The 12,608-nt window shown below is 59.7% G+C and carries 12 protein-coding genes; 3 read left to right on the top strand and 9 right to left on the bottom strand.

Annotated elements, in window-relative coordinates:
- The first annotated feature begins 13 nt into the window (after positions 1–13).
- Both KDW95_RS17180 and KDW95_RS17175 read left to right on the top strand, forming a co-directional pair.
- On the top strand, positions 14–139 hold the full coding sequence (locus KDW95_RS17180; protein ID WP_255853031.1) for a hypothetical protein: 126 nt from the start codon (positions 14–16) through the stop codon (positions 137–139).
- Between the two features lie 33 nt (positions 140–172).
- On the top strand, positions 173–565 hold the full coding sequence (locus KDW95_RS17175) for a heavy metal-responsive transcriptional regulator (RefSeq protein WP_255853030.1): 393 nt from the start codon (positions 173–175) through the stop codon (positions 563–565).
- A gap of 48 nt (positions 566–613) precedes the next feature.
- Here the strand turns inward: KDW95_RS17175 and rpiA are convergent, their stop codons facing one another.
- Positions 614–1,288 (bottom strand): ribose-5-phosphate isomerase RpiA, encoded by a 675-nt coding sequence (gene rpiA, locus KDW95_RS17170; RefSeq protein ID WP_255853029.1) that lies wholly within the window; start codon positions 1,286–1,288, stop codon positions 614–616.
- Positions 1,289–1,437: 149 nt separating this feature from the next.
- Here rpiA and ilvA point away from each other — a divergent pair, with 149 nt between their 5' ends.
- The gene (gene ilvA, locus KDW95_RS17165) at positions 1,438–2,955 is read left to right on the top strand and encodes a threonine ammonia-lyase, biosynthetic (protein WP_255853028.1); all 1,518 of its coding nucleotides are present in this window, start codon (positions 1,438–1,440) and stop codon (positions 2,953–2,955) included.
- A gap of 98 nt (positions 2,956–3,053) precedes the next feature.
- Here the strand turns inward: ilvA and KDW95_RS17160 are convergent, their stop codons facing one another.
- The 8 genes from KDW95_RS17160 to KDW95_RS17125 all read right to left on the bottom strand — a co-directional run bounded on the left by KDW95_RS17160 (position 3,054) and on the right by KDW95_RS17125 (position 12,452).
- Positions 3,054–3,359 carry a hypothetical protein gene (locus tag KDW95_RS17160; protein ID WP_255853027.1) on the bottom strand — a complete coding sequence of 102 codons (306 nt, stop codon included), beginning with the start codon at positions 3,357–3,359 and terminating at the stop codon, positions 3,054–3,056.
- Between the two features lie 285 nt (positions 3,360–3,644).
- Complete coding sequence (locus tag KDW95_RS17155) at positions 3,645–3,950, bottom strand: hypothetical protein (protein WP_255853026.1); 306 nt, start codon at positions 3,948–3,950, stop codon at positions 3,645–3,647.
- Positions 3,951–4,108: 158 nt separating this feature from the next.
- Positions 4,109–4,609 (bottom strand): hypothetical protein, encoded by a 501-nt coding sequence (locus KDW95_RS17150; RefSeq protein WP_255853025.1) that lies wholly within the window; start codon positions 4,607–4,609, stop codon positions 4,109–4,111.
- Between the two features lie 158 nt (positions 4,610–4,767).
- Positions 4,768–6,384 (bottom strand): TRAP transporter large permease, encoded by a 1,617-nt coding sequence (locus tag KDW95_RS17145; protein WP_255853024.1) that lies wholly within the window; start codon positions 6,382–6,384, stop codon positions 4,768–4,770.
- A gap of 16 nt (positions 6,385–6,400) precedes the next feature.
- Complete coding sequence (locus KDW95_RS17140) at positions 6,401–7,078, bottom strand: TRAP transporter small permease (protein WP_255853023.1); 678 nt, start codon at positions 7,076–7,078, stop codon at positions 6,401–6,403.
- Between the two features lie 166 nt (positions 7,079–7,244).
- Entirely contained in the window at positions 7,245–8,249 is a 1,005-nt protein-coding gene (locus tag KDW95_RS17135) for a TRAP transporter substrate-binding protein (RefSeq protein ID WP_255853022.1), read from the bottom strand.
- 519 nt (positions 8,250–8,768) lie between these two features.
- A complete protein-coding gene (locus KDW95_RS17130) occupies positions 8,769–10,142 on the bottom strand; it encodes a sigma-54-dependent transcriptional regulator (RefSeq protein ID WP_255853021.1) in 1,374 nt (457 codons plus the stop codon).
- Between the two features lie 36 nt (positions 10,143–10,178).
- Positions 10,179–12,452 carry an ATP-binding protein gene (locus KDW95_RS17125; RefSeq protein WP_255853020.1) on the bottom strand — a complete coding sequence of 758 codons (2,274 nt, stop codon included), beginning with the start codon at positions 12,450–12,452 and terminating at the stop codon, positions 10,179–10,181.
- Positions 12,453–12,608 lie beyond the last annotated feature (156 nt).

Below are 12,608 nucleotides of genomic sequence, written 5' to 3'. Positions count from 1 at the left end.
ACAGGAACTCGACATGGCACATCACGACGAAAACTTCCGTGATACTGCCGGCTACGGCTGGCTTTTCATCAACCTGCTGGCGATGCTGTGGATCACCATGCCGGTGAGCATTGCGCTGGTGAAGATCGTACAGTGGTAGGAGCGCTGCGCCAGCGGCCAGCAGGCGCTTGACGTGCCACAGCTGCGCATCGGCGATATCGCCAAAGGATCGGGCCTGAGCGTCGAAACCATCCGGTATTACGAACGCCGCGGCCTGATCAGTCCCCTCGGGCGCCTGCCCTCGGGCTACCGCTGCTATGACGAGCATACCCTCGAACGCCTGCACTTTGTCGTGCGCTGCAAGTCGCTCGGGTTCAGCCTGGATGAAATTCAGGAACTGCTGCAGCTCGACCCCAATGCGGAGTCGGCGCAGGTAAAGCAGAAAGTTGAACTGCGCATTGCGCAGATCGAAGAAAAAATCACGCAGTTGCGCGAACTGCAGCTCTCGCTGCATCAGCTGTCCGAACTGTGCTCCGGCGAGGGGCCCGTTTCAGACTGTCCAATCATCGACACCCTCAGGCACTAAGCGGCCCCGCCGCCTCCCGCCCCCGGGAAGCAGCAGATCGGATCTGGCTTACTGCGCCTTGATGGTCTCGACGCCCTCGCGGGTCCCCATCAGCACGACATCCGCGCCACGGCGGGCAAAGAGCCCGTTGGTGACCACACCGACGATGTTGTTGAGCTCGGCTTCAAATGCCCTGGGCTCACGAATTTCCAGGTTGTAGACATCCAGAATCAGGTTGCCGTTGTCGGTGACAAAGCCTTCGCGCAGTTCCGGCTGCCCCCCCAGGCGCACCAGCTCCCGAGCGACCAGGGAGCGCGCCATGGGAATCACTTCCACCGGCAGCGGGAAGGCGCCAAGAACCGGCACCTGCTTGGAGGCGTCCACGATGCAGACGAATTCCTTCGAGGCCGCCGCGACGATTTTCTCCCGCGTCAGCGCACCACCGCCTCCCTTGACCAGGCTCAGGCCGGCGTCAAACTCGTCGGCGCCATCAACATAGGTATCAAGCCCCGCCACTGCGTTCAGGTCATACACCGGAATACCATGAGCGCGCAGCCGTTCGGCGGTCGCCTCGGAGCTGGCCACCGCGGCCTCGAACTGGTGCTTGATGGTCGCCAGCTCGTCAATAAAGAAGTTGGCCGTGGAACCGGTGCCCACGCCGACGATGGAATCGTCTTTCAAACCGCCCTTGATATAATCCAGAGCCGCCCGCGCTACAGCCTGCTTCATTTCATCCTGCGTCATCACACTTGAACCCGTATGCTAGTAAGGCGACAAATTATACGCCCTGTGCCGGCGCGCTTGTAGACGAAAGCGGTGTCAGCTTATACCATTTCCTGCTCTTTGCGGCCGCGACCCGCGCCGCCAGACCTAACTTATGGCACTGCATTCCCATGGCTCATCGATATATCAAGAAGATTCTGGAGGCGCGTGTCTATGACGTAGCCATCGAGACCCCGCTGGATTACGCCCGCAGCCTGTCCGAACGGCTGGACAACCGGGTACTCCTCAAGCGCGAAGACCTGCAGCCGGTCTTCTCGTTCAAGCTGCGCGGCGCCTATAACAAGATGGCCCAGCTCAGCACTGAAGAAAAGGCCAAGGGCGTGGTCACGGCCTCCGCAGGCAACCACGCCCAGGGGCTGGCCTACTCGGCGCGCCACATGAACGTCAAGGCCACCATCGTCATGCCCAAGACCACGCCGGACATCAAGGTCAGCAACGTCAAGGCAATGGGCGGCAAGGTCGTGTTGCACGGCGATACCTTTGAGGAAGCCAAGGCCCATGCCGAACGCCTGGTCGATGAAAAGGGGCTGGTTTATGTACCGCCCTACGATGACCCCGATGTTATCGCCGGTCAGGGCACCATTGGCATGGAACTGCTGCACCAGGAAAGCGGCCCGATCGATGCCGTCTTCGTCCCGGTAGGCGGTGGTGGCCTGATCGCCGGCATCGCAGTCTATATCAAGTACCTGCGCCCGGATGTGAAGGTCATCGGCGTCGAGTCCGAAGACTCCGCCTGCCTGCACGCGGCGCTGGCTGCCGATGATCGGGTCAAGCTGTCACAGGTGGGGATCTTTGCCGAAGGCGTGGCCGTGGCCCAGATCGGCCAGCACACCTTCGACCTGGCACGGCAGTATGTCGATGAAGTCATCACCGTGACCACCGATGAAATCTGCGCCGCCATCAAGGATATCTTCGATGATACCCGCTCGATCTGCGAGCCGTCCGGCGCCCTGGGCGTGGCCGGCCTGAAGAAATATGTCGCCCGGGAGCAATGCAGCGAACGTACCCTGATCGCCATCGACTCCGGCGCCAACGTCAACTTCGACCGCCTGCGCCATATCGCCGAGCGTTCGGAGGTCGGTGAAAAGCGCGAAGCCATCATCGCCGCCCGCATACCGGAGCGCCCCGGCAGCTTCCGCAAGTTCTGCGCGGCGCTCGGCAAACGCAACATCACCGAGTTCAACTACCGCTACAGCGATGACAAGGAGGCCATCGTCTTTGCCGGCATCCAGACCAGCGCCGAGGGGCCTGGCCGCGCCGCCCTGCTGAGCGAACTGCAGGAGCACCTGGAAGAAGTCATCGACCTGACCGACAACGAGATGGCCAAGCTGCACATCCGTTACATGGTGGGCGGACATGCCCCGGCAAACGTGAGCAACGAAGTGGTGTTTCGATTCGAATTTCCGGAACGCCCCGGCGCACTGATGAAGTTCCTCAGCAAGCTGGGCGGGCGCTGGAACATTTCCATGTTCCACTACCGCAACCACGGCGCCGCCTACGGTCGGGTACTGGTGGGCATGCAGGTGCCTGCCAGCGAGCACGAACAGGTCAAGGCATTCCTGACCGAGATCGGCTACAACTACTGGGATGAAACCGACAACACCGCGTACCGCCTGTTTCTGGGCTAGACGCCATCCGCTGGCGGCCAGGCGCTGCCGGCTCCAAAAACAGAAAAGCCCCGGCGGTTTGCACCGCCGGGGCTTTTTCATGGGCTGACTGAACGCCCTTACTTGACCAGCTTGGAGATGTCGGCGGTTGCCGCTTCGCGAGCCTGGGTGGCCAGGCCGCTGAAGGCTTCGCCCTGGGCCTTGATCATCTCGAACAGCGCCTTGCTGGAGTCCAGATTGAACGCCACCAGGTCTTGGGGCGATTTCAGTTTCTGAGCCTTGTCGGCATTGGCTTTGAAGAATGCAGCCAGCTCTTCGCCGTTCTTCTTCTGCAGCTCGATGGACTGACTGATGGTGCTGGTCTGGAGTTCAACCAGAGACTGCACGGTTTCAAAAGCTGTCTTGATAGTCGCGTTGGCACTCATGATATCGATCCTCTTCAGTTAAATTGTGCACTGCACAATAATGCTGATTATACCCATCCAATGCGGACTGACAACATTTTTGTGCAGCGCACAATAAAAATTTCAACAAGCGCCCGTCCATCCGCCCAGCCACGCCGAAACAGCCCGCCGTCCCCTCGCGCCAGAGCCAGGACTACAATGCAAAAAGGCCCCGAAGACATGCGTCTTCGGGGCCTTTCTAGAGGTGTGTGGCCTGACTCTGCCAGGCAGCGTCAGGTCACTACCCCGGAATACTTCTGTGGCAGCTTACTTGGACAGCTTGCTGAACTCGGAAGTCGCGGATTCACGCGCTTCGTTGGCGATAGCGGTGAAAGCTTCGCCCTGGCCTTTCAGCAGCTCGAACAGTGCCTTGTTGGTATCAACATTGAACTTGATCACGTCTTCAGGTGATTTCAGTTCTTTGGCTTTTTCAACTTCGACCTTGAAGAAAGCAGCCAGCTCTTCACCGGTTTTTTTCTGCTGTTCAACAGATTTGGTGATAGCGGCAACCTGGATGTTCATCAGGTTCTGCATGGCTTCAAAAGGCTTCTGGAAATCTACGGACATGGTCATTGCTCTCTTCTCCAAGTTGTTGTGCACCGCACAATTAAATCCATTATAGAGCGAACGTGGCCAGGATCAAGCATTTTTTTGTGCAGTGCACAAAAGCATTCCCGCCGACCTTGTTACAGTCTGACACCCAGTCTTTGCCGTTTTATGAACGCCGCGCGTCAGGGCGTTTCAGGCGAGTGCCTGAAGTCCCGGCCAAAAAACGCCTGCAACGTAAAGATGCTCAATGAAACCATCCCCCAGACCAGCCCCAGTACGACGCCCGCATCAACAATGCCACGCCAGGGCTGGGCCAGCAGGTGCACCAGCTGTACCAGCAGGATGATGCCCAGGGTCAGACAGATGGTGATGATCTGGCGCTTGCGCTGGGCATGAAAGAAGCCCATGCAGAACAGCGGTGCCAGCAACAGGCGCAGCGGCGTGACGTGCTGCGACAGGTAATGAATGCGAGCAGCCACCCGGGGCGAAAAGCCGCACTGAAAGCCCCGGTAGCCTTCCGAAAAGCCCATGAATATGAGACTGAACACCAGCGCTGCCCAGTGGTACCCGCTCAGCGGCTGACTGAACATCTGCCAGCTGATCTGTCCCAGGCGATAAATGGCACTGCCGAACAGCAGCGCGATGCCGCCAAACCCCCAAATTGCCGCAAGAAAACCTAGCACTGCCTTGCCCTGACTGAGTTACGAGAGGCAGCCATTATAGCCTTCTGGCAGGCATTGGCCATCCTTCCAAGGCAGCCTCCAGCGTGCGACACCCACTAAAAAAGCCACCTGCACAGGCAGGTGGCTTTCGGGGCGATCAGCAGGCCTTAGGGGCTGCGCTACTTGGTGATAATCTCCGGCCCCATGATGCTGTAGGGCAGGAACGTCGACAGCCAGGGGATGTAGGTCACAAGGATCAGGAACACGAACAGCACGGCCACAAACGGCATCGCCGCCTTGACCACCCGCGTCAGACTCATGCCCGTTATGCCCGACGTCACGAACAGGTTCAGCCCGATGGGGGGCGTGATCATGCCGATCTCCATGTTCACCACCATAATGATCCCCAGGTGAATCGGGTCAACACCCAGCGCCATGGCAATGGGGAATACCACTGGCGCGACGATCACCAGCAAACCGGAGGGCTCCATGAACTGGCCACCAATGAGCAGCAGCACGTTGACCGCGATCAGGAAGGTAAACCAGTTGAAGCCCGCATCCAGCATCCACTCGGTCACCATCTGCGGAATCCGTTCGGACGACAGCGTATGGGCGAACAGCAGCGCGTTGGCAATGATGAACATCAGCATCACCGTGGTTTTGGTGCCTTCCAGAATCACCTTGCGGCTTTCCCCTCCGACGATGGCCGGGAAGAAGCTGCGCCCGATGGCGACCAGGTTGCGGCGCCAGATCGGCAGACTGGACACCAGGCAGCGCACCAGGGGCGCGCCCAGGTGCTTGCCGCGCTTGTGGATATAGAACAGCGCGATCACCAGGCTCATGCCCAGGCCCCAGACGGCACGTTCACCGGCGGTGATCGATTCGTTCTGGGCGGTTGCAAAGAACGACATGATCATCCAGACAAGGAAGAAGGAGACGCCGTACACACTGCCATTAAAGCCCACCCGTGCCACATCGGTATCACTGTCAGAGACCCAGGGCATCTCTTTGAGCGGTCCCATGTCACGGTAGACAAAGAGCGCGATCAGCATGGCATAGACCGCTGCCACCACGGCCGCTTCCGTCGGCGTAAAGACACCGCCGTAGATGCCGCCCATGATGATCACGATCAGGAACAGACCCCAGCCCGCTTCCTTGCCGCCGCGTACAATCTCGCCAAAGCCTTTCCAGGGCTCGGCCGGCAGGTTCTTGATACGCGCCACCACATAGATGGCCAGCATCAGCATAAAGCCGGCCATCAGCCCCGGAATCACGCCCGCCAGGAACATGCGCCCGACGGACACATCCGTCGCAGCGGAATAGACCACCATGACGATGGACGGCGGAATCAGGATACCCAGGGTACCGGCGTTGGCGATAACCCCGGAGGCGAAGTCCTTGGAGTATCCCACCTGGCACATGCCAGCGATGGCAATGCTGCCGATGGCCACCACCGTGGCCGGCGAGGAGCCCGACAGCGCGGCAAACATCATGCACGCCAGGACCGACGCCATGGCCAGGCCGCCACGAAAGTGTCCGACACTGGCGATGGCAAAATTGATCAGGCGCTTGGCCACCCCCCCGGTGGACATGAAGGCCGAGGCCAGAATGAAGAACGGGATGGCCAGCAACGTATAGTGCTGGCCGACGCCAAACAGCGATATGGCCACCGAGGACAGTGAATCACTGGAAAAGAAGGTGATAAACAGGATCGAAGACAATCCCAGCGAGATACCGACCGGCAGGCCCAGAAACAGCAGGCCCAGCACCATCACAAACAGAATTATTGCATCCACGACAGGCGTCCCTCAGTCAGTCTTTCAGTATGTTCAAGTTTTCTTCCACCAGGTCCTTCGCTTCATGCCCGCTGATCAGCATGGGTCGCTTGTCCCGCCAGATATCGATGAACGCCTGCAAGGAACGGTAAATCAGCAGCGCCAGGCTGATCGGCAATATGACCAGCACCAGCCAGCGGTGTACACGCGGCTGAAAGCCAAAGGCTTCCTGCATGAAGGCGGGGTAACGCAGCTCTTCCACGCCAATGCCAATCTTGTACATCTTGGCCCAGTACTCGATAGCCCCGCCGCGCACATCCACGCCCAGCATGGCCAGCCAGGTGGAGTCGAGCAGGATCAGGCCGTACATCAGGGTGGCGAAGGCACCGAACAGCGACAGCGCCTTGCACACTTTGTGCGGCACGGCATTGAGCACGATATCCACCCCCAGGTGAATGCCGGTCTTGATGCCATAGCTCATGCCCAGCAGGATCAGCCACGAAAAGCCCAGCGTGTTGAACTCAAGCGCGGCAGACCAGCCGGTATTGAAACCGTAGCGAGCGATGACCTGGCCGAACGACACCAGCATGATCGAGCTGATCACCAGCACCAGCAGGTTTTCTTCGGCCTTGGCCATCGTGGAGGGAAACAGCTTCTCCAGAATCCAGAGGATAATGATGAAGACCAGTAGATATAAGTGCGGCCAGTAGTCCATAAGAGACACCATTCAGGGATCAGGCCGTGGCCAGCCTGGAACGAATTAAAGGAAACAGACATGGGGGCAGCAACAGCTGCGAGCTCCGACTCAACGGAGCAGGCGGGCTTTCGCCCTGCAAAGAAGGCCCGGACCCGGCATCAGTCGCTGATGCCGGGCGCAGCCATCAGGAGCCGGCTGCGGCCTTGATCAGATCAGCACCGATTTCGCCTTCAAACTGATCCCAGACCGGCTTCATGGTATCGACCCACTTCTGACGCTGATCCGCGTCCAGGGTATTGATCTTGCCACCGGCTTCCAGAATGTTGGCACGGTTGGCCGCTTCAGCCGCCTTAACGTCTTCGTTCGCCGCCTGGGTCACCTCATCGGCGATGGCGAGAAACTGAGTGCGTACATCGGGCTCCAGCCCATCCAGGAACTCGGACGAGGTCATGAACAGGTAGGCCAGCAGCTGATGGTTGGTTTCGGTCACGCTGTCCTGCACTTCGAAGAATTTCTGGGTATAGATGTTGGACCAGGTGTTTTCCTGGCCATCCACCACACCGGTCTGCAGGGCACCGTAAACCTCGGCAAAGGCCATCGGCTGCGGCGACGCGCCCATGGCTTCGATCATGGCCTTGGCCACATCGGAGGTCTGCACGCGGAACTTCATGCCCTGGGCGTCCGCCGGGGCAATCAGCGGCTTGTTGGCCGAGAAGTACTTCATGCCGGACATCCAGTAGCCCAGGCCGACAAAGCCGACATCCTGCATTTCGTTCAGCAAACCCTTGCCAGATTCAGACTGGGTGAAGCGAATGGCAGCGTCCATGTCCTTGAAAATAAACGGCAGGTCGAAAACACCGTACTTGGAGCTGTAGGAGCCGAACTTGGACAGCGAGGGCGCCAGAATCTGCACGTCTCCGAGCAGCAGGGCTTCGAGTTCCTTGCTGTCGCCAAACAGCGTGGAGTTCGGGAACACCTCAACGCACATCACGCCGTTCATTTCGTCGTTAACGCGCTGGGCAAAGTTATTGGCTGCAACCACCTTGGGGTGTGTGGTTCCGCCGGTCACATGACTCAGCTTGGCAACAATCTCGCCGCTCTCGCAGGCGGCGAATGCCGTAGTAGCAGATATAGACAGCGCCAGCGCAGACAGCGCCAGCGCAGACAGGGCCAGAGTGAGGTTTTTCATATTATTGTGTCTCCATCAAGGGTGTGTGTCTGTGGCTCCTGTGCCAAGGGCAGCATCCGGCCACAGACGTTTACAGCACAAACAGATAAGCATGTAGCGTGCCAACACCCAAAAAAACCCATAGAAGCAAGGCGCGCCGCGCTCATAAGCCTTGTTTAGGGTAGCAGCGAAATGGAAAAACAGCGGGAAATGACGGATATCCACCCATAAAAACCACACCGATAGGCGGAGAACCACCCATTTGCAATGCGGCCCTGCCCAGGCAGCGCAAACGCCCGCCACGGGCCGGTGATACCGCTAAAGGGGCCTGTTGCCAAAGTCGTCAGCAGCACACGGCAGCGTCGACAGCCATGGCGCCGACAGTGGAGGCGAAATTCAGCCCAGCGGCCAGAGCGCAAGGGGAGTTCTGCCCAGGTGCGAGGGGGCCTGTGAGCGGATGAGGCTGAAGATGTGCCATCAACAGGGAGGCGTCGCGGGCGTGCCTGGCGGATATCCCCCCAAACCGCCACAGGAGGCGTTTTACTTGAAGTCGCTCTTGTCCAGGCCGTACTTTTTCATCTTGTCGTAGAGCGTCTTGCGCGGCAAACCGAGAAACTCCAGCGTGTCCCTGATGGAGCCACCGCTGCGCGACAGCGCCGCCTGGATCAGCATTTTTTCAAAACGCTCCACCTGGTCCGGCAGCGAGGTCGTGGCCCCGCCATCGCTGTCGGTAATCAGGCGGTCATCAAAATCAAAACTGCCGGACTCACCGAGCAGCACGTAGCGTTCGGCCAGGTTGCGCAGTTCACGCACATTACCGGGCCAGTCGTGCAGCATCAGGCTGTGCAAGCGTTCGGCCGACAGCGTGGGTATCTCGCGGTTGTACTGCGCCGAGGCGATGAGGGCGAAATGCTGAAACAGCAAACCGATATCCTCGCGCCGCTCGCGCAATGGCGGTATGTCGAGTCTTACCACATTGAGCCGGTAATACAGGTCTTCACGGAACTCGCCCCGGGCCGCCAGCGCCTTGAGGTCGGTTTTGCTGGCGGCGATTACCCGCAGGTCCAGCGCGATCAGCTCATTGGAGCCCAGCCGTTCGATGGCGCGCTCCTCCAGTACCCGCAAAAGCTTGATCTGCAGCGCCAGTGGCATGCTCTCTATTTCGTCAAGAAACAAGGTGCCGCCATTGGCGTGTTCGAACTTGCCGATACGCCGGCTTCGGGCATCGGTGAAGGCGCCCTTTTCATGCCCGAACAGCTCGGACTCGATCAGGTTTTCCGGTACGGCACCGCAGTTGATGGCGACGAAATTGTGCTCGCGTCGCGCGCTGTGCTCATGGATATAACGCGCCATCAGGTCCTTGCCCGACCCGGTTTCCGCCTGGATCATGATGTCGGCGGGTGCATCGGCGATGCTGTGCAGCAGGCGGCGCAGCTGTTTAATCGCCGGGGCATTGCCCAGCAAGCGCGGCCCCGGCGCACTCTGGGCTTCCAGCTCCAGCGTCAGGCGCCGGTTCTCTATGGTCAGGGCCCGCTTTTCCATGGCCCGGCGCACCACATCCAGCAGCAGGTCAGCGGCAAAGGGTTTCTCGATAAAGTCGTAGGCACCGGCCCGCATGGCGGCCACCGCCATCGAGATGTCGCCGTGGCCGGTAATCAGGATCATGGGCAGATCCGCATCTATGGCCCGCACCCGCTCCAGCAGTTCGAGCCCGTCCATGCCGGGCATGTTGATATCGGAAATCAGCACGCCGTTCCAGTCGTCACTGAGCAGCTCCAGCACCCGCTCGCCGCGCTCCAGGGTCGTTACGTCGTAACCGGCCAGCTCCAGCGTCTGGCCGGCCGCCAGACGAATATGCTTCTCGTCATCCACCAGAATAACGGGGCGATCCTGGGTGGTATCCTTTGTCGGCATGGTCAAGGTGATCCGTTCATCAGAAGCCCAGTCGGGCTATTCGGTAATGGAGGGCTGGGCGACGGCGCGCAACACCAGCGTAAAACAGGCACCACCATCGGGGTGATTACTGGCCTGCAGCTGGCCACCGAGGCTTTCCACAATACGATGGGAAATGGACAAACCCAGCCCCAGCCCCTGGCCGGCTTTCTTGGTGGTAAAAAACGGCTCGAACAGGTGCTCCAGGTATTCCGGGGAAATACCGGGGCCACTGTCCCGCACGCTCAGCCGAACGACTTCATCACTGCATTCCAGGTCAATATCGATGCGCCCGTCAGGCTGGTCTTCCAGTGCCTGCATGGCATTGCCCAGCAGGTTCACCAGTACCTGTTCCAGGCGCAGGGTATCCCCCAGAACATAGACATTTCCCAGTCCCGGCGGCCAGTGAATACTTACTGACTGCCGATCCAGCCGACCGTACAGGATCGACAAGGCACCATCGCGGACCGCCTTCAGGCAGACCGGTTCCGGTGCCCCGCTGCTGACCCGGGCAAACTCTTTCAGCGGATGGATGATCTTGGCCATGCGCTCGGTCAGCTGGGAAATCTCTTCAAGATTGGCCTCGGCCCGCTCCGCTCGCCCGCGCTGCAGAAAGACACGGCCATTGTCGGCATAGCTGCGAATCGCGGTGAGCGGCTGGTTCAGCTCATGATTGATCCCGGCGGACATCTGCCCGAGCACCGCCAGCTTGGCTGTCTGGATCAACTCGTTCTGGGTCTGCTGGTGCTGGCCGATCTCCCGCTGCAAGCGCGCATTGGCCAGGGTGAGGTCCTGGGTACGCTGCTCCACCCGGCTTTCAAGCAGCAGCTGCGCCCGCTGCAGCTGTGTCTCCTGCTGCTTGCGCTCGGTAATATCATGGATGGTCACGATAAAGTGATGTTCACCGTTGGCCGCCATGCGGCCTATCGTCAGTTCAATCGGAAACAGCGAACCATCCGCACGCCGTGCCGCTGCCTCGATATGCAACTCCTGCGTGCTATCACCCGGTGCCGCTGTGATGTGCTGCCAACAGACGGGCCTGTCGGGGCGGGCCAGCAACTTGCTGAAATAGTCGCCACGAATATCCGCTTCGAGGTAATGGAACAGTTTCTCGGCCGTGGGATTGCAGGACTCGATACGTCCCTGGCCATCCAGGGTAATCAGCCCGGCCTGGGTATTGTCGATAATGGCCCGGATGCGGGCGTCGTTTTCCTCCAGCGCATGCAGTTCACGCTGTCGGAAGAGCGCACGCTCCTGCTTGATACGGCCGCGAGCCAAAATGAACAGCACCAGCAACAGCAGCGCGAAGTAGACAATGGCGCTCAGCAGCAGGGCGCGAAATACCCGCTGCTCAACCGGCTTCATGCTGGCCAGCACCGCCACACTGAGCCCGCTGTTGGGCACCGGGCTGCTCTGCAGCAGGTAGTGCCGTGTGCGCACGCCATCCAGACTGGGGTTGTCCTTGCGCGAGCCTTCCACCAGCGTGATCAGCTGACTGCCATCGGGGCCCTGGTCGCGCCACAGGATATCCAGCGAGGTCAGCGGCTCGGTGCCGTAGCGCAGGCTGTCGACGATGCGGGACAGATCCTGCTGCGCCAAAGGCTTGAGCGTGCGGAATTTCCAGTCAGGCCGGGTGGATATCACGATGATGCCATCTTCATCGGTTACCAGGATATCCAGCAGCGGATCGTTCCAGTCGCCCTCGATATCATTGAGGTCGATCTTGACGACGATGACGCCGCCAACCCGGCCGCCGATGCGTACCGGGTAGGAATAGAAGTATCCGCGCTTGTTTGATGTCGTGCCCAGCGCAAAATAACGCCCGGCCTTCCCCGCCATGGCCTGCGTGTAGTAGGGCCTGAAGGAAAAGTTCTGGCCGATAAAGGTTTTGTCCTGCCACCAGTTACTCGCCGCTATCGTTTCGCCCGCAGCATTCATCAGATAGGCATCGGTGGTACCGATGGTACTGTTGACCCGCTCCAGGTACAGGTTCGCCCGCATGCGCGCATCGGCGTCATTCTCGTGCAGCAGCGCATTGAGCAGCTCGGAGTGAGAGGCCAGCAACTGGGGCAGATCCTTGTAGCGATCCAGTTTCTGCTGCAGGCTCAGGATATAGCGATTCATGTCCGCGGCACTGCGCAGCTTGACATCCTCCAGTGCCTGCTGACGCACCAGTACCGAGACCTGCGCCATCAGAAACAGGAACAGCAGCAACAGCAGTATCACTGCAACCGGACGCGTCGCCCGTACAGTGGAAATCGATGTCTGGGAAGCACGTTGAGTATCGTTCATAGTCAGGCCACATTATGCGCCGGCCGACATGAACTTGAAATAGCACCGCCACGCCCTTACTGTGTGCCTGAGTTCCGCTGACCAAGACACCCTTCAGTGTGCGGCACGCACTGCCCGATCGTTCAACTCCAGCCCTTGCCTCACCACGGCCAGGCG

The organism is Marinobacterium rhizophilum (genome assembly GCF_024397915.1).
Lineage (GTDB): Bacteria > Pseudomonadota > Gammaproteobacteria > Pseudomonadales > Balneatricaceae > Marinobacterium_A > Marinobacterium_A rhizophilum_A.
The sequence above is the reverse complement of the archived record's forward strand: the minus strand, read 5'-3'. Positions and strand labels throughout refer to the sequence as shown.